Source organism: Thiovibrio sp. Mzg5 (assembly GCF_055379285.1).
In genome coordinates this window covers 508450-526395 of the sequence record NZ_AP022872.1, presented here as the reverse complement: position 1 = coordinate 526395, position 17946 = coordinate 508450, and the positions used below count along the sequence as shown (strand labels likewise).

Here is a 17946-nt window from a genome sequence, read left to right as displayed (position 1 = left end):
AAGAATCGATCAGCGGATTAATTCAACCCGGGGGACCACCAACCGCACCCCCGGTTTCAGCTGGGAAAAATCAACGGAGTCATTGTATTTTTTGACCAGCCAGAAGGGCAGCTCAAATTCGCTCTCACACAGGGACCAGATGGTGTCCCCCGCCTTTACCCGATAGCTGCGGGTGCCTTCCAGCAGCCGGTAGGCGGCGAAGAAATCCTCGACCATCTCCTTGTGAAATTCATAGCGCTGGGCCTCAAACCGCTCCTTGCTCCCCTTGATCAGGGGGATCTTGAGCTTCTGGTTCACCGCCAGGGATTGTTCGTAGCGCAAGTTGTTCAAGCGGCGCAAATCCCAGGCCCGAACCCCGAGCCAGCGCGCATAATGCCCCAAGGTCTCCTCGGCCTCCACCCGGACAATGCCATAACTCTTGCCCTGCTTCTTAACGACCTCCAGCACCCCGAGATTGCCCAGAACCTTGGCCGGAGTCAGGGGCGGACACTGGGCGCCCTTGGCCGGGGCTTTCTCCGCAGCCGGTTCCGGTCCTGGTGCTGCCTTCGATGCCGGGGCTGCCTTCACCGGCTGGCCCGAAGACCCCGAGCCCGGCGCACCCGCCAATTTCACCAGGGAGACCACCTCGCCTGCGGGCTGCGGTGTCGGTTTTTCCCCGGAGACCACCGGCGTAGGGCCGGATGGTCGCTGGGGCTCCGCCTTCTTCCCGACCATGGCGACCAGCGTCCCGCGTTCACCTGCGCTTGGAATACGCAGATTCTGGCCAGGGCAGATCACCGCCTGCTCATCAAGGCCATTGCCCCGCAAAAGATCAGCCACCGTGACGCCATGGGTCAGGGCGATGGAATAGGCGGTATCTCCCTGGCGCACCTGATACATATTGGTTTGCGCCTGATCCTCCTTGAGAATCTCCGGCGGGATATTGTCCGCCAGCCGCACCGCCTTGCCCTGCTGCGGCACCCGGACCTCGTAGCCCTTAGGAATCAGTTTCTGGCCGAGGTACACCGGTTCACGCAGGGCCGGATTCATGGCCTTGAAGGTTTCCAGGTCAACCTTGAGGTACTTGACCAGGTCGTTCACCAAGGCATAGTTGGGCAGAACCACACCCTTGCTGTTGACCGGCGGCTCGATGGGAAGCGGCCCGAAAAAAGTCTTGTAGTTCTTGGCAACCTCCCTGGCGGCAAGAAATTCCGAGTAAAAATTCCGCGAGGCAAACTTGAACAATTCGCTTTCATGCTCCTGGAAGATTCTTTCATAATCCCCCTTGGCCGCCTTGGCCCGCATCATGCCGTTGATCCCGTGATTATAGGCGGTTACGGCCAGAGGCCAGGTACCGAGCTTCTCGTAGTTATGCCGCAGCATCCGGGCGGCGGCATGGGTGGCCTTGAGCGGATCGCGCCGCTCGTCAATGGCATAGTCCACGTCCAGCTGGAACTGCTTACCGGAGGATTCGGTGAACTGCCAGATGCCGGCCGCGCCGAATTTGCTGTATGCCTTGTAGTTGAAGGATGATTCCACATGGGGCAAATACGCAAGATCCTCGGGCACCCCGTAGCTCGCCATGATCTGCTTGATCTCTTCCAGATAGGCACCGGAGCGGATCAGACCTGCGCGAAAATTATCCTTCTGCCCGGACTGGAAACGGATATTGTCCTGGGCCAGCCGGAAATCCTCGGCCGTGGCCTTGGGGCCGAAGAGCGCGGCCACCCGCTTTTCCTCCCGAGTCTGGGGAGGAGCGCCCGCAGCCAAAAATTTGAGAATCTCCAGATACCGCTCCTTGGCCATTTCGATCTTCTGCCGGTCCCGCTCCCTGGCGCCGTTTTCCCAGACTCCCTCGACATCCAGCACCTCGTAGATAATGCGCAGATCCCGCTTGTCGTGGAGCACCCCCTGGGTGGAGGGATACTTGCCATATATATCACGCCAAAAAAGCACATTGGGGGTGACGCAGTCGTAGAGGGGAAAGGGGTCCTGTCCGGCTTGGACCGAAGAGACACTTGTGGCGGTTGCGCAGAAAAACAGCGCCGTCGCCACAAACAAACGAAGATATTCCATAACAGCTCTCATAATTTTCTTTATTTACTCAGTGTTCACAACGGATAAGGAGGCGTAGTATACTCGCTCCTGCCGGGATTTGCCGCTAAAATCAGGTTCAGCCGGGAATTCCAGGGGAGGGGGCGGGAAGGAGTCGTTCAGCAGTTTTTCTTTCTTCTTTTGGGTACGCAAAAGAAGAAACAAGAAAACGGCACCCCAACCAGTCCTGGCCCTGCGGGCTTCCCTTACTTCTCGACGAGGGCGGGACGCGGAAAAACTCGGGCTTCGCCCTCAGACAGTTCCCGCGTCTTTGTCCTGCCCCGCCTGCGAGGCGCGGCAGGACAAATGGGGGGGGGGAATTCCCATTGGCACGCAGCCGAGCACCGGAGAGGATGCCGAAAAGGGATTTGCACTGTTTGAGCGCAGCGAGTTTGCAAAGCCCCGGCAGCATCGAGGAGCACAGGGGACCCCGCCTTCGGCGGGGCAAGGGACACAGGGGGCCCTTTCTTTGGTTCGTTTCTTTGGGCAAGCAAAGAAATGAACAGATTTATTTCATCCAAAACAGACCAGCCGTCCAACTCAACGCCAAAGATCAACCAACAAGGGTGCTGAACTTCTCCTCCAGATAGGCAAGAAAAGGCCGAGCGGAAAGCGGCGCACCCGTTACTCGCACCAGCAGCTCCTGGGGCAGATAGACGCTGCCGTGGCCATGGATCTCCCGGGCCAACCACCCCTTAACCTTGGCCAGATTCCCCTCGGCAAGGGTCTGGCTGAAGCCGGAATCATACTTTTTATAGGCCTCCCAGATCTGGGCCGAAGCCAAGTTGCCGATGGTGTAGGTGGGAAAATAACCAAAGCTACCATGGGCCCAGTGGATGTCCTGCAAGACCCCGTCGGCATCCGACTCGACCTCCACTCCGAGATACTGCCGGTATTTCTCCCGCCATATCCGAGGCAACGCAGCAACCTCCAGGCTCCCCTCGATCAGGCCCTTTTCAATCTCAAACCGGATCAGGACATGGAGGTTGTAGGTCAGCTCGTCGGCATCCACCCGGATCAGGCCGGGGGTAACGGCGTTTATGCCCCGGACAAAATCATCGAACCCTGTGTGGGCAAACTGGGCCGGAAACGCCTGTTGCAGCTCCGGGAAAAATCGCTGCCAAAACGGCCTGCTCCTCCCCACGACATTCTCCCAGAACCGGGATTGCGATTCGTGGATGCCCAGAGAAACCCCGTCATCAAGATGACTGTGGGCCAGAGCCTCATCAATGCCCTGCTCGTACAGGGCGTGCCCGCCCTCGTGCAGAGCGCCGAAGATAAAGTCGAGACTCTTGGGGGCATAGCGGTTGGTGATGCGCCGATCGTCGTGCCCCAGGGTGGTGGTGAAGGGATGGGCCGAGCGGGCCAGGCAACCCCGGCTGAAATCAAAGCCCATGGCCACCAGGAGGTGTTCGGCAAACTGCTCCTGACCGGCCGGGGAGAATGGCTCGTTAAAGGCCAATGGCGCCAGGCGGCGGCCGGCAAACTTTTTGACCATGGCAACCAAGGGCGCTTGCAGCTCGGCGAACATTCCTTCCACCTGCACGGTGGTGAGCCCTTCCTCGTGGAGATCGAGAAGCGCGTCATAGGGATGGGCTGCGTAGCCCAGGTATTCGGCCTGCTGCCGGGCCATGACCACCAGCCGTTCCAGCAAGGGTTGGAAAATGGCAAAATCGGACTGCTCCCGAGCCTCGAGCCAGGCCATCTGAGCCTGGGAGGTAAGGCGGGAAAAGTCGGCGACAAACTCCTCGGGCAGTTTGGTATTCTGCTCATAGCTGCGGTGCATGACCCGCAGCAGGGCGCGGTCCTCCACGGACAGCGTCTCTTTGTGCGTCTCGGCTTCCACCAGCAGGGTGCCCAACTCCGGGGCCACCTCCCGCCGGTGCACCAGCGCGCTCAGGGTGGCAAACTGCCCAGCCCGCCCTTCCGCAGCGCGGCGGGGCATGCGCACCTCTTGATCCCACTGCATGAGGGCCAGGGTATGGTGCAGGTCAACCAGTTCGGCGGAATATTTTTTCAGCTCTGTGATCGTGTTCATTGAATAACTCTCCCTTTGTTTCTGGCCGGAATCCCCGTTAAACTTTAAGCGCCTTCACCAACAGGGCAAGACCGCTGCCCAGCAAAATCATGCTTACCAGCCGGACAAAGGCCGTATGGCTGATCCGCAGATGCACCTTCCCGCCAAGCCAAAGCGCCAGCCCGCCCAACGGCAGAATCGCCGCGCAGAGGGCCAGGGTTTGCAGGGTGTAAAACCCGCTCAGGGAAAAGCCCACGATCCGGCAGAGCCCGTCGATCACGAAGATCGTGGCGATGGTGGTGCGGAACTCGGTTTTATCCGGCTGGCGCAGGGTGAGATAGATCACATAAAACGGCCCCCCGGTGCCGAAGAGCGCACCCACCGTACCGCCAAGCAATCCGGCAGGCCCGGCCAGCCACCGCCCGCCGTGCAGGGGCGGAAAGGGCAGCAGGGCATACACCGCATAGAGCATAATAAAGATGGAGAGGGCCAGGAGCAGACTGGTCGGCGCCAGAACCGTGTGCAGATAGAGGCCGGTGGAAACGCCCAGCACAGTAAAAGGCAAAAGCGGCAACAGATCGGGCCAGCGGATGAGCCGCCGGTTGGGCAGCCCCTGGCTGACCGAGGCCAGCCAGTCCAGCAGCCCGATCAGGGGCACCACCTGGGAAACCGGAAAAAAAAGGGCCAGTAGGGGCACGGAAATGAGCGCCGAGCCGAAGCCGGCGATGCCGCGGATGAAGTAGGCGAAAAACAATACGCCGGCGGCAAAAAGGATTTCGGGCTGCACCATCGGGCTACCTATCATGCCGAGTCAATACCCCTTTTATGGCCGATTAAAAATTTCTGATGCCCTTATGCACTCAAGATCCCATTGTCACGCCGCCGAGCACCGGAGAGGCTGCCGAATAAGGGCTTTGCACTGTTTGAGGCGCAGCCGAGTTTGCAAAGCCCCGGCAGCATCGAGGAGCACAGGGCATCCCGCCTGCGGCGGGACAAGTGGCAGGGTGCCTTTTTCTTGTTTCTTCTTTTGGGCAAGCAAAAGAAGAAAAAGAGAACCGCAACAAGGCAACCTCAGCTTCCCCCAGACTTCCGAAGCGCAGGCCTACACCGCCTCTTTGCACCCTTCGGGTATAAGTTTCGTTTGAGCAGGCTAGCTGCTCAACTCAGCTTTATACGGAAAATCCGGATGATCGAGCAATTTCACCATCCGCTGCTTGGTCTCGGTATGGGCATCATGAAACTCCACCAGCTCCGCCACCGCAGCCACCACCCCCTGCTCGTCCAAATCCCGTAAAATCCTGCGGCCAACCTTGGGGCTGGGGCCACCCTTGCCGCCCACGTAGAGATCAAAGCCCTTACGGGTTGCCATGATGCCGATGTCCGTGGTCAGCACCCCCGGACAACCCAGGGTACAGCCGGAGATGGCGATCTTGAATTTTTGTTTGGTTTTCTCCCGATCCTTGAACTTCTCAAGAATCAGGGCGGAGATGCGCTCCGGATCGCCGATGCCCATGGAGCAGTCGCGAACCCCGATACAGACCCGGGGAATTGGAAACTTGCCCGGCCCTTTGAACTGGGCGCCAAGCGCGGCCAGTTCCCCGCGGATCACGGGCAGGTCCTCCTCCCGGATGCCCATGAGCCGCAGATTTTGGAGGGTACTCAGGTATATTTCCAACTGGTATTTTTTGGCCAACTCATGGGCCTTGTCCATAAGCGCCAGGGGCAAGCGGCCCGCGGGCAGCAGGATGGTCAGACGTGTTAAAGCAATGGCATGTGTCATCTCTCACCTCAAGGTTACAGAAGAAATCAGCGTCCGGCACGGAAAAGAAACAATCGTATTCCCGCTGTTTCATAAAACATTTTTGCCCGAATGCAAGAATTCTCTTATCTTTACCCTTTCCCTTTATGGAATTTTCCGTTATTTAACTAAAATTCATCCAACAACATTCAGCACAGGCGCGGGAGAAAAGAGAAATGGGCAGTCACAGCAGACCTCACAACGATACGGCAGGTGGAGCAATCGACCGCAAACGCGAGCGGGAACGGCGCTATATGATGCAGTTGCTCTACAAGAACGCCGATGAACTGGCAACCAAGATGGTGCAGCGGTTGCTGGACAAAAAGATCCTTGAGATCACCGACGAAACCGCGATCCGCAAGATATTCAACGAACTGTTTGAAAAGCTCTCCAACATGGAAGAGTTTGACATGCTGTACAAGATCGCCCCGTTACGGCAGTTGGTGGTGGACCCCAACTTCCTCAGCCTCTATGTGACCCAGTACATCTGCGAGGATCTGGTGGAAAACGACAAGGTTCAGGACGTCTATGGCGACGACCTTGAGATCTATCAGGTCGTTGAATCCGTGTTCAAGGTTCTCCGCCCCCAGGATTGAGGCAATAGCAGATAAGCGCAGACTTCGAAAAGCCGAGATTACATCGGTGGTTGCCCGCCGCTTCGCTCCCGTACCGTGAACCTGTGAGTTTTCTTGTTTATCCCAAGTCCGGCATCTTCTGATCAGCCCTTCTTCTTGATCTGCTTAAGATCCAGATAAGTGTAACCCTTCAGTCCCTTCTCATACTCGCCCAAAAGCCGCATGGCCTCATTGGGCCGCAGCCTGTCTTCCTTGATGGCGCTGTCCACCTGACTTTTCATCTTCCGCTTCAAATCGGTGCCGGTGTATTGAACCAGGGCCAGCACCTTTTCCATGGTGGTGCCCTCGATGGTCTCCTCGATGTAGTAGCCGGATTCCTCATCCTCATCCAGAAACACATGGGCCTCGTTCACCCGGCCGAAAAGATTGTGCAAATCGCCCATGATGTCCTGGTAGGCGCCGGTGAGAAAGACCCCGAGGTAATAGGGCTTGCCGTTCAAGTCATGGAGCGGCAGGGTGTCCACCCCTTCCTCGTACAGGTTGATGAATTTGGAGACCTTGCCGTCGGAATCGCAGGTGATGTCGGCCAGGGTTCCCCGCCGCTGGGGCTCCTCGGTCAGCCGGTGCAGGGGCATGATCGGGAAGAGCTGGCCGTAGCCCCAATGGTCGAGCAGGGACTGGAACACGCTGAAGTTGCAAAGATACTGGTCGGAAAACTTGCTCTCCAGCTCGACAATATCGTCGGGCTTGTACTCGGCATCCTTGAAATGCTCCAGCACCCTGGCGCCGGTGAGCCAGAAAAGCTTCTCCACCTCCGCCTTCACTTCCAGGCCGATGAGCCCCAATTCGAAATGAACCTGGGTCTCTTCCTTGTTGTGCAGGGCGTCGTGGTAAGCCTCCAGCGGGTTGCTGGGGTTGACGTGGGTGTAGTTGTACCAGGCCTCATCCGCCAGTTTGTGGCTGATCTCCGGCTTGGCAGGCTCCTTGGCATGCTCCATCTTCTTGATGTCGCCAAAGGTCTCCACCACCAGCACGGAATGATGCGCCACCACGGCCCGGCCCGATTCGCTGATGATGATCGGGTGCGCGACCCCCTGGGAATCGCAGACATCCATGATATTGTAGACGATGTCGCGGGCGTATTCGTTCAAGGAATAATTGATGGAGGAATGGAAGGTGGTGCGGCTGCCGTCGTAATCCACGCCCAAGCCGCCGCCCACATCGATGTACTCCAGGCCATGGCCGATCTGCTTAATCTTGGCGTAGAACATGGCCCCTTCCCGCACCGCCTTCTTGATCGTCAGGATGTCCGGGATCTGGGAGCCGCTGTGAAAATGGACGAGTTTGAGGCAATCGGCCAGGTCGGCTTCTTTCAGCAGATCGGAAACCTGGAGAATCTCCTGGGTAGAGAGGCCGAACTTGGCGTCCTCGCCCGTTGATTTCTCCCACTTGCCCTTGCCGCCGCTCATCAACCGGACCCGAAGGCCGATCATCGGCTCCACCTTCAATTCCTTGGCATAGCGGATGATATTGGTGACTTCCTCGACCTTTTCCACCACCAGGACGATCTTCTTGCCCAGTTTGCGGCCCAAGAGCGCGGTCTTGATGTAGAGGGCATCCTTGTAGCCGTTGCAGATGATCAGGCTTTCCCGGTCTTCGTGGAAGGCCAGGGCCGCGTAGAGCTCCGGCTTGGAGCCGACCTCAAGGCCATGATGGAAGGGCTTGCCCGCGTCGATGATCTCCTCGACCACCTCCCGCAGCTGGTTGACCTTGATGGGATAGACGCCGCGGTAGACGGATTTGTATTCCAGCTCGACGATGGCGTCGTTGAAGGCCTTGTTGATCCGTTCCACCCGGTTGCGCAGCAGATCGTGAAACCGGATGAGCATGGGGAAATGGAGCCCCTGCTCCACCGCCTCCTTGATCACGTCGACGATGGCCACAGAGCCACCCTGCTCCTTGAGCGGCGCCACGGTCACCTGCCCCTTGGTGTTGATATCAAAATAACGCAATCCCCAGCGGGCAATACCGTACAGCTCCCGGGCCTTGTCGATACTCCAGGCCTTTGCTTCCGCTGTCTGCTGCATCTGATATCCTCCTCGGAGATTAGGGGCCGTACCTGCCGTACCCTGGCGTTACGGCCCCTTGCACCACATCATTACTGCCGCTCATGTTTCACTTTCCGGGCCACGATTTGTTGCCGAAAGCAAGAGGGACAAAATACACAATTATCGCAGAAACTCAACAGGTTTTTGCCTGATTATCCTTCGGCAGGAGGTTGTCTGTCCACCGGAAAAGAGGACGGCTGCCAAGAACTCTGGTTGTTGATCACTTAAAACTGTTCTAGGATAGGAAAAACAGCCAACCAGAATAATTCCAGCCCGACACAACATAATGCCAAGCAAACACCCCAAGAAAACTCCCAGCCTGGTCTTTGCCAACTCTGCCGGTGAGATCACGGATTTCCCCGAACTCGAAATGGCAGGCCGCAGCGGCAGCCATTTTTCCCGGCCCAGCCTCGAAGACCTTATCCCCCTGCCCGAGGGCAGCGATATCTTCGTCCTCCCGGGCCGGTTGCCGGTGGGCATCGACCCGGAAACCGGCGAGCCGCTGCTGGTGGAGGAAAACCCCGTGGACCCGGACGCCGGACTCCAGGCCGTGGCGGCCTTCATGTCCCCGGCCCATACCGCCATCCACTGGGCCGGATTTGAAAAGACCAACCCCGATCTGGCCCCTTTGCCGCTTTTCGCCTACACCGCCGTGGGCTGGCACGATGGCCAGTTCTGGGTCAGCGCTTTCCGAAGCGACCCGGACAAACGCCAGGAGATGAACCGCTTCCAGCCGGAAAAACTTGCCCGCCGTACGGAACAGTGGCTCCGGCAATATGAGCACAACCGGCTCATCCAGCACCTGGGCAAATGCTGCCTCACCTACCGCTGTCCGGCGGCGATCAACTATTTCCTCCGCCAATTCGAGGCGCCCCTGCCCACCTCGCCGGTCTGTAACGCCCAGTGCCTGGGCTGCATCTCGCTCCAGCCCTCGGGCTGCTGCCCCTCCACCCAGGATCGGATCACCTTTGTCCCGAGCCCCAAGGAGATTGCCGAGATCGCCGTGCCCCATCTCCAGTCGGTCCGAGGCGGGGTGGCGAGCTTCGGCCAGGGCTGCGAGGGCGAGCCCCTGCTCCAAGCCGACACCATCGAAACGGCCATCCTCCTGATCCGCAAGCAGACCGACCAGGGCACCATCAACCTCAACAGCAACGCCTCCTTGCCCCAGGCCGTTGACCGTCTGGCCCATGCGGGCCTCGACAGCCTGCGGGTCAGTATGAACAGCGCGCAGTCCGTTTACCACCAGCGCTATTACCGGCCCAAGGGATTCAATTTTGATTCGGTCAAACAATCGATCCGGATCATGAAACAACATGGCCGCTTTGTCTCGCTCAACTATTTCATCCTGCCCGGCTTCACCGACGATCCGGCGGAGTTTGCCGCCCTCTGCGAGCTGATTGGGGAATACCAGCCTGATTTTCTCCAACTGAGAAACCTAAACATGGACCCGGACTGGTATTTTGACGCCTTGGAATTTAAAGAAGGAGGCGCACCCATGGGCATCCGCGTCTGGCTCAAGCAGCTGAAACAACGCTTTCCCCGACTGCGCTTCGGCTATTTCAACCCACCTTTGCGCTGAACCCCTCTTCCAGGACACCGATGACCGCCGCCATAAAAATTCTTTGCTTTCTCTTCTGGGGAAACCTGCTACCGCCCTTGGCCAGCCTTGCCCTGGGCGACCGGCTGGCCCGGCCCGTGGACCACGGGACAACCTGGTTCGACGGCCGACCGCTCTTCGGCCCCCATAAAACCATCCGGGGTATCCTGGCCAGCCTCCTTGGCTCCACCCTGGCCTTCCCGCTCCTTGGCGTTTCCTGGCAGACTGCGGCCTGTGCCGCCACCCTGCTCATGACCGGCGACCTGCTCTCGAGCTTCATCAAGCGGAGGTTGCATATGGCCAGCGGCGAATCGGTCTTCGGGCTGGACCAGATCTTCGAGGCAGGGCTGCCCGCCCTCTATCTGGCCAGCCGGATGCAGGCCCCCCTCTGGTCACCACTCCTGGCCCTTGTCCTCTTCGTGCCCGTAGCCCACGCCGGTGCCCGGTTCTGGAAACTGGTCCTGTTCAAGCCCCCCATGGAAAACTATCCGCGTTTCGTCAAATCCACGGTGCGGCTGCGGGAATGGCGCTCCTGCCACCAGCCCCTGGCGCGCTGGCATGTCTGGTTCAACCTTTCTTCGCTGCTCTACAACCGGGTGGTGGTATCCGCTGTTTTCCACCTTCTGGGCCGCTACGAGCAGGGCATGGCCAACGCCCTCAAACTGGAGCTGAGCGAACACGAGATCGTCTGCCCTACCCTGCCCAAACCCTTTGAGGACATGACCATCCTCCTGCTCACCGATCTCCATCTCGATGGATTGCCGGGGCTGGTCGATCACGTCCTTGCCAAGATCGGAGAACGGAGCTTCGACCTCTGCCTGATCGGCGGCGACATCCGGATGGAAACGTACGGCCCCATCGCCCCCAGCCTCAGGGAGCTGCGCCGTCTGCTGCCGCATATCCGGAGCAGACACGGAATCTTCGGGGTGCTGGGCAACCACGACTGCATCGAAATGGTCCCTGATTTCGAGGAGGCGGGGATGCTGATGCTGGTCAACGACGCAACCCTGATCGAACAAGACGGCGAAAACCTTTGGCTGGTCGGCATCGACGACCCCAACTACTACAAGACCCACGATACGGCCAAGGCTTTCAGCACCGTGCCGCCCGACGGTTTCAGCATCCTGCTCGCCCACTCGCCCGAGGCCTATCAGGAAGCGGCCCGGCATCAAGCAGCTCTCTATCTCTGCGGCCATACCCACGGCGGCCAGATCTGCCTTGGTTCTGGCACCCCCATCTACACCAACAGCCGCGCTCCCCGCTTCACTGCCAAGGGGCGCTGGCAATACCAGGGCATGCAGGGCTTCACCAGCCGGGGAGTCGGGGCTTCCGGCGCGCCGCTGCGCTTCAACTGCCCCGGCGAGATCGCCGTCCTCACCCTGCGAACTCCCAAGCCCTAAAAAAGGACATCCCATGAATCATCTCCACTTCCGCCTCCGCTTTTTTCTGACCGCCCTTGTGCTGGTCATGGTCTCCGGCACTTTTGCCTTCATGCGCGTCGAAGGGTTCTCGCTGGCCGACGCCTTTTACTTCAACATCGTCACCATCGCCACCGTGGGCTACGGCGACATCCACCCTGCTACCCAACTCGGCAAAATGCTGGCCGTTGCCCTCATCCTCCTGGGCACCGGCGCTTTCCTGGGCGTGGTCGCCAACGCCACGGAGATCATGCTCAGTCGGCACGAACACCAGGCCCGCCACCGAAAACTGCATCTGATCATCGGCGTCTATTTCAGCGAGGTGGGCACCAAGCTCCTTTCCATCTGCGCCCAGGCGGACCCCAGCCTGGCCCAGTTCCGGGGGCAGCTTGCCATTAAGGATCACTGGACGGAGCGCGATTTTCAGCAGGCGGACAAGGGCATCCACCCCCACGCGTTCAAGGTTGACGAGACCAAGGTTGATCTGGAGCGGTTGCACGATTTTCTTGCCTCACGACGCCAGTCCCTGGTTTCCCTGCTGGAAAACCCCATCACCCTGGAACAGGAGCATTTCACCGGCCATCTCCAGGCGGTGTTTCATCTCACCGAAGAGCTTTCAGCCCGGGATGATCTGGTCAACATCCCGGCCCCGGATCACAAGCACCTGGGCGGAGACCTCAACCGGGCCTACAACTCACTGGTCCGGCAATGGCTGCCCTACATGGCCTACCTCCGGCACAACTACCCCTACCTTTATTCCCTGTCGGTGCGCACCAACCCCTTTAACCCCGAGGCCTCGGCCAACGTGCAGTAAGCCTTTTCCGGGAGAGCCGCCATGCCGAACCAGCCCCAGGTGCATATCGCCAACCGCGCCCTCACCATAACGGTCAACCCGGCCTTCAGCCTGCTCAACAACTACCTGATGCAGAACATCCCCGTCCAGACCGTATGCGGCGGCAAAGCCGGTTGCGGCCGCTGCCGGTTCCGGGTGCTTGAGGGCGCGGCCCATTTGAGCCCGGTGCGGCCCGCCGAGATCGCCCGCCTGGGGGAGGCACTGATCAGGGCAGGCTGGCGACTCTCCTGCCAGAGCCATGCCCTGCGGGAGGTGACCATCGAGCTGCCGGGTATGGAGGAGGAGTTTGACGACCGGCCGTAACCTGCCTCCTGATTCCACCCCAAAAACAACAAATTGCCATTTTCCGAAAGAATATGTATGCTGTCGGGAAAGTTCTCTTCCCGCAACCATTCCAGGACCCGACGCCATGCTCTCATGCTTTCGACACATACTTGCCCAACCCAGCATTGCCATTGATCTCGGCACGGCCAACACCAGAATTTACGCCGGCCAGGGAGAAGATTTCAGCGAAGAGCCGTCCCTGGTTCATCACATCCGCCAGGATCAAGAAATTCAACCTCCGGATGCATACCTCTCCTACCTCAACAACAAATTCACCTCTTCTCCTTTGCGCGGCGGGGTGATTGTTGATATCCACAATGCCGTCACCCTGCTGAAACCCCTGCTCAAACGGACACGCACCGGCCTGCGGCACCCGATTTCCCTGGCCTGTGCCCCCACCGACACCACGGAGCTGGAGCGAAAACTGCTCGCCAAAGCAGTCCTGGATGCAGGCGCCGCCCAGGTGGCCATTATCCCGGAGGTCTGGGCCGCAGCCATCGGCGCGGGTATCGACGTGACCCAGCCCTCCGCCCAGATGCTCATCGATATCGGCGAAGGCGTAACCGACATGGCCGTGATCCGTGACGGGCGGCTGGTTTTCGCCACTGCGACGCGCACCGCCTGCAGCGACCTGCAGAAAGCGATACGCACCGCGATCATCTCCCGGCACAAGGTCTGCCCCGCCCCTGCGGAGATGGAACGATTGACCCACCAACTTGCCGCGTTACAGCAGGGCAATGACTTGGCCGACCGGAATATCCCGGTGCTGGGAATGGATATCATCCGCCGCCGGGAGGTGAGCATCGCCGTGCACAGCCGGGATATCCTGGACGCCATGGCTCCAGTGCTGGCAAAAATCCTCACGATGATCGAAACAGGGATCAAGAAGCTTCCGGAAAACATCTCCTGCGAGGTCGTGGAGTCCGGCATCTGTCTGACCGGAGGCGGCAGCTGCATTCTGGGCATGGACCGACTGATCGGAGCACACACCAACCTTGAGGTGCGGATTGCGCCGGACCCCATGCACTCGGTGATCAACGGGGCGATCCAGACCCTGCAGTACTGGAAGGAAAAAGAAAACTGGTGGGAAAATATCGCCTGGCCCAGCATCCCCTCATGATACCGGACCGAACCGTGCAGGAGAGCATAGACGCCGCAAAAAAAGAGGACGGAAGCAACGCCATGGCCGCAGACCTCGGCAACACAGAAAAGCCCCGCTTCCCGCATGCCCTTGTCCTGATCTTTTCTTTCTTGGCGACGGCCATTGTGGTTGCCGGTTTTTTCGCCTACCGAAACTACGAACGCAACCACCGTGCGGAAGCGGAGCAGCAGCTTTCGGCCATCGCCGAGCTGAAAGTAAACGGGTTCATGCAGTTTCGCAGGGAACGGCTAGAGGATGGCAACCTCTTGTCCGGCAACGTCTCTTTTGCCGCCCTTGTCCGCCGCCACCTGGAACACCCCGAGGACACGGCCAATAGCCAAGGGATTCAGGAATGGCTGGGCAAATTCCAGGCGCATACGCAGTATGACCAGATCCGCCTCCTCGACACCAACGGGGCAACCCGCCTGTCGGTCCCTGAAAATCTGGCCCCGGCCAGTGGTGGTGAGATACAAACACTGTCCGAAATCCTGCAAGCCGGTCGGCCGGCACTCTCTGATTTTTACCGAAGCGACACCGATAAACGCGTCCATCTGACGCTCTATATCCCCATCCTCGACCAGCAGAACGGCGACCGGCCGCTGGGGGTTCTCTCCCTGCGCATCGATCCGGAGGAGTTTCTCTATCCTTTTCTCCAGCGCTGGCCCGTCCCCAGCCGAACAGCGGAAACCCTGCTGGTCCGCCGGGAGGGCCAGGAAGTCGTCTTTTTAAACGAGCTCCGATTCCAAAAAAATACCGCCCTGGCCCTGCGCTTTCCCTTGAGCCAAAGCGATCTTCCCGCCGTCCGGGCGGCGCTGGGCCAAACCGGGATCACTAAAAGCCATGACTATCGAGGCAAACCGGTGATCGCCGATCTGCGTCCCATTCCGGATTCGCCCTGGTTTCTAGTGAGCAAAATAGACACCTCGGAAGCCTACGCGCCGTTGCGGGATCATTTGTGGATCATGGGCGGGTTTGTCGGGCTCCTGATCTTCGGCATCGGCGCAGTCATGGCCTTTGTCCGGCAACGCCAGCGCGTTGGCTTCTACCGGGAGCGGCTTGAAGCCGCTGCCGCGCTCAAAAGGCTGAATCGGGTCTATACGGTGCTGAGCAACATCAACCAAGCCATCGTCCGCATCCGCGACCCGCAAACAATGCTCCAGGAGGCCTGCCGCATTGCCGTGGAGGACGGCGACTTCCGTCTTGCCTGGATCGGCCTGCTGGACAGCACCACCGGGGATGTCACCGCCGCGGCACAGGCCGGGCTAAACAACGGCTATATCGAACAACTCTGCCTCAGCATCTACACCGAGCCCCACAACCAAGGGCCGACGGCCACCACTATCCGAGAAGGCCAGTACAGCATCGCAAACGACATCGAGCACGATCCCCGCATGGCTCCCTGGCGGGCCGAGGCAATCGCGCGCGGCTACCGTTCCTCCGCAGCCTTCCCCCTGGTCGTCTTCGGTACAGTCAGGGGAGCCGTCAATCTCTATGCCGAAGAGCCCCAGTTCTTCAATGCGGAAGAAATCACCTTGCTCGATGAACTGGCGCGCGACATCTCCTTTGCCCTGGAGTTCTCCGAACAGGAACAAGGCCGCCAACAGGCCGAGGCAGCCCTGCGGGAGTCACAACAGCTCTTTGCCACCGTTGCCAATACCTCACCCGCCCTGATTTGGATGGCCGGCCTCGACAAGGGCTGCACCTGGTTCAACGAGCCCTGGCTGGCCTTCACCGGCCGCGCTCTGGCGGAGGAGCGGGGCGACGGCTGGGCCGCCGGGGTGCATCCCGATGATCTGGCCCATTGCCTGCACATCTACACCAAGGCCTTCGAAGCCCGGCAGCCCTTTGCCATGGAATACCGCCTGCGACGGCACGACGGCGAATACCGTTGGCTCCTCGATCAGGGACACCCCCGTTATGACGCCTCCGGCGCCTTTGCGGGCTATATCGGCTCCTGCCTCGATATCAGCGAACACCGGAATCTTGAAAAACAGATGCGCCATGCGGTGAAGATGGAATCCATCGGTACCCTGGCCGGGGGCGTGGCCCACGACTTCAACAACATCCTCATGGCCATCATCGGTTACGGCCAGCTGGCTCTCATGGGCATGACCCAGGACGACCCGCAACGGTCAAACATCCAACACATGCTGGAGGGGGCCGACCGGGCCGCCCGTCTCACCAAGGATCTCCTCCTGTTCAGCCGGAAACAGATCTGCGAACGCAAGCCTGTGGACCTGATCGAGATTGTCAAAAAGGTGGAAAAATTCATCGTTCGGGTGATCGGCGAAGACATCGCCTGTGAAACCAGGCTCCCGAATGAGCCACTCACCGTTCTTGCCGACAGCCATCAAATCGAACAGGTGCTGATGAACTTCGCCACCAACGCCCGAGACGCCATGCCCAAGGGCGGCACCTTTAGGATCACGGCGGAACAGACCATCCTGAACCAAAATTTTACCGCGGCCCACGGCTTTGGCAGGCCTGGCCCCTATGCGCTGCTCACCGTCTCCGACAGCGGCTGCGGCATGGATGAACAGACCCGCAACCGGATCTTCGAGCCCTTCTTTACCACCAAGGGGGTGGGCAAGGGCACCGGGCTGGGGCTCGCCGTAGCCTACGGGATTATCAAGCAGCACGAAGGCTACATCAACGTGTACAGCGAGCCCGGTCGCGGCGCCACCTTCCGGCTTTACCTGCCGCTGGCGGTTGCGGACACCCTGGAAGAGAAAAGCGCGATAGAGGAAGAAGTTCCAGCCCATGGCACGGAAACAATCCTGGTGGCCGAAGACGATGAATCCCTGCGGGCTCTTGCCAAAACAGCGCTTACCCGTTTCGGCTACACGGTGATCGAGGCGGTTGACGGTGAAGAGGCAGTGCAAAAATTCAAGGAAAACCAGACCGCCATCCAGCTGCTCCTGTTCGACATCATCATGCCGAAGATGAACGGCCGGGAGGCCTATGAAGCAATCAACAAGATCCGGCCAGGGGTAAAGACGATCTTCATGAGCGGCTACGCGCCGGACACGATCCGCGAGAAGGCCGGGCTTGGAGAGACCGTGCCCCTGCTGGCCAAACCCCTCTCGCCCACGGAGCTTCTCCAGAAGGTACGGACGACCTTGGATCAGTAAGTCAGTAAGACACCGGATTTAGCAATTATCCAGGAGAGGTAACTGTCTCGAAGTGCCGCAGATGCGCGAAAGAGGCCAGCGAAGTGTGCTATTGCACACAAGCAGGCCGATGACAACGCAGATGTGGTGCTACGGGACAGTTACCGGATTTCGATGGCGCTGACCGGGCATGAGGCCGCAGCCTCTTCGCAATCACAGGTATGGCATTGGTCCGGACCGATCACCCATGATTTATCATCCCGCAATTCAAAAACCGCCGGGCACAACTCCGCGCACACCCCGCAACCGATACATATATCCTGATCCACTATTGGCGCAGCCATGATTTTCTCCTTTTTTATGGTAAGGTCAAACTATTTCCCCTGATCCCGGAACCCCTCGCGGATCATCCGGTACTTGCCGGTCGCCGTATCCAAATCGTAGATGTTGAAGTTGGTCCGCATGTCGAGCCCCTCGTGATGCACGGCGAAATTGAGCGAGGCCGAGCCCTCCACCCCGCTGACGATGCGGTGGAACACATACCGTGGCCAGACCAGCATGGCGGGCTCGTCGAGCAGCACCTTGCCGCCCTGCATAATCTGGCTGGGGGTGACGGTGAAACTCTCCATGCCGTACGCCTCCAGATAGATATCCACCTGCCGCGTGCCATGGAGAACGATGAGGTTGTCGTCCTGGTGAGGATGCATGTACCAGGGTCGGGCCACCTCGCCCACCGGGCCTGGGGAAACCGCGCTCTTTTCGTGCAACACCCGGTCGATGGCGTCGATCCGGGGCAGGCAACCCATGGGCACATTGTCGAAAAACACCCCCGGGGTGCGGCGCAGCATCTGCAGGGGGATGATCCGGTAAAAATCCTTCACTTCCTTGAAGATCTCACAATCAGCCATAACCTTGCTCCTTTGCGGTCTTCA

14 protein-coding genes are annotated in these 17946 nt (G+C 59.4%); 7 read left to right on the top strand and 7 right to left on the bottom strand.

Annotated elements, in window-relative coordinates:
* Nucleotides 1–9 precede the first annotated feature (9 nt).
* The 4 genes from ACZ46D_RS02425 to ACZ46D_RS02410 all read right to left on the bottom strand — a co-directional run bounded on the left by ACZ46D_RS02425 (nucleotide 10) and on the right by ACZ46D_RS02410 (nucleotide 5870).
* Nucleotides 10–2055, bottom strand: coding sequence for a LysM peptidoglycan-binding domain-containing protein (locus tag ACZ46D_RS02425; protein WP_464928452.1), 2046 nt, complete (start codon nucleotides 2053–2055; stop codon nucleotides 10–12).
* A 571-nt stretch (nucleotides 2056–2626) separates the two neighbouring features.
* Nucleotides 2627–4111 carry a carboxypeptidase M32 gene (locus ACZ46D_RS02420; protein ID WP_464928451.1) on the bottom strand — a complete coding sequence of 495 codons (1485 nt, stop codon included), beginning with the start codon at nucleotides 4109–4111 and terminating at the stop codon, nucleotides 2627–2629.
* Between the two features lie 37 nt (nucleotides 4112–4148).
* A complete protein-coding gene (locus ACZ46D_RS02415) occupies nucleotides 4149–4895 on the bottom strand; it encodes a sulfite exporter TauE/SafE family protein (RefSeq protein WP_464928450.1) in 747 nt (248 codons plus the stop codon).
* A 345-nt stretch (nucleotides 4896–5240) separates the two neighbouring features.
* Nucleotides 5241–5870, bottom strand: coding sequence for a nitrite reductase (locus tag ACZ46D_RS02410; RefSeq protein ID WP_464928449.1), 630 nt, complete (start codon nucleotides 5868–5870; stop codon nucleotides 5241–5243).
* 194 nt (nucleotides 5871–6064) lie between these two features.
* On the opposite strand from ACZ46D_RS02410, the gene ACZ46D_RS02405 reads away from it, so the two are divergent.
* Nucleotides 6065–6484: a hypothetical protein gene (locus ACZ46D_RS02405; RefSeq protein ID WP_464928448.1), complete on the top strand. Its 420-nt coding sequence runs from the start codon at nucleotides 6065–6067 to the stop codon at nucleotides 6482–6484.
* Nucleotides 6485–6606: 122 nt separating this feature from the next.
* Here ACZ46D_RS02405 and speA read toward each other — a convergent pair whose 3' ends face one another.
* On the bottom strand, nucleotides 6607–8550 hold the full coding sequence (gene speA, locus ACZ46D_RS02400) for a biosynthetic arginine decarboxylase (protein ID WP_464928447.1): 1944 nt from the start codon (nucleotides 8548–8550) through the stop codon (nucleotides 6607–6609).
* A gap of 307 nt (nucleotides 8551–8857) precedes the next feature.
* Here speA and ACZ46D_RS02395 point away from each other — a divergent pair, with 307 nt between their 5' ends.
* The 6 genes from ACZ46D_RS02395 (at nucleotide 8858) to ACZ46D_RS02370 (ending at nucleotide 17035) form a co-directional block, all read left to right on the top strand.
* The gene (locus tag ACZ46D_RS02395) at nucleotides 8858–10150 is read left to right on the top strand and encodes a radical SAM family protein (protein ID WP_464928446.1); all 1293 of its coding nucleotides are present in this window, start codon (nucleotides 8858–8860) and stop codon (nucleotides 10148–10150) included.
* Nucleotides 10151–10170: 20 nt separating this feature from the next.
* A complete protein-coding gene (locus ACZ46D_RS02390) occupies nucleotides 10171–11568 on the top strand; it encodes a CDP-archaeol synthase (protein ID WP_464928445.1) in 1398 nt (465 codons plus the stop codon).
* Between the two features lie 13 nt (nucleotides 11569–11581).
* Nucleotides 11582–12400, top strand: coding sequence for a potassium channel family protein (locus ACZ46D_RS02385; RefSeq protein ID WP_464928444.1), 819 nt, complete (start codon nucleotides 11582–11584; stop codon nucleotides 12398–12400).
* Nucleotides 12401–12421: 21 nt separating this feature from the next.
* Nucleotides 12422–12742 (top strand): 2Fe-2S iron-sulfur cluster-binding protein, encoded by a 321-nt coding sequence (locus tag ACZ46D_RS02380; protein WP_464928443.1) that lies wholly within the window; start codon nucleotides 12422–12424, stop codon nucleotides 12740–12742.
* A gap of 106 nt (nucleotides 12743–12848) precedes the next feature.
* Nucleotides 12849–13883 carry a rod shape-determining protein gene (locus tag ACZ46D_RS02375; RefSeq protein ID WP_464928442.1) on the top strand — a complete coding sequence of 345 codons (1035 nt, stop codon included), beginning with the start codon at nucleotides 12849–12851 and terminating at the stop codon, nucleotides 13881–13883.
* Nucleotides 13847–17035 (top strand): ATP-binding protein, encoded by a 3189-nt coding sequence (locus tag ACZ46D_RS02370; protein WP_464928441.1) that lies wholly within the window; start codon nucleotides 13847–13849, stop codon nucleotides 17033–17035. Before ACZ46D_RS02375 ends, ACZ46D_RS02370 begins: the two co-directional genes overlap by 37 nt.
* Before the next feature lie 140 nt (nucleotides 17036–17175).
* Here the strand turns inward: ACZ46D_RS02370 and ACZ46D_RS02365 are convergent, their stop codons facing one another.
* Nucleotides 17176–17358: a ferredoxin gene (locus ACZ46D_RS02365; protein WP_464928440.1), complete on the bottom strand. Its 183-nt coding sequence runs from the start codon at nucleotides 17356–17358 to the stop codon at nucleotides 17176–17178.
* 30 nt (nucleotides 17359–17388) lie between these two features.
* Nucleotides 17389–17922 (bottom strand): hypothetical protein, encoded by a 534-nt coding sequence (locus ACZ46D_RS02360; RefSeq protein WP_464928439.1) that lies wholly within the window; start codon nucleotides 17920–17922, stop codon nucleotides 17389–17391.
* Between the last annotated feature and the right edge of the window lie 24 nt (nucleotides 17923–17946).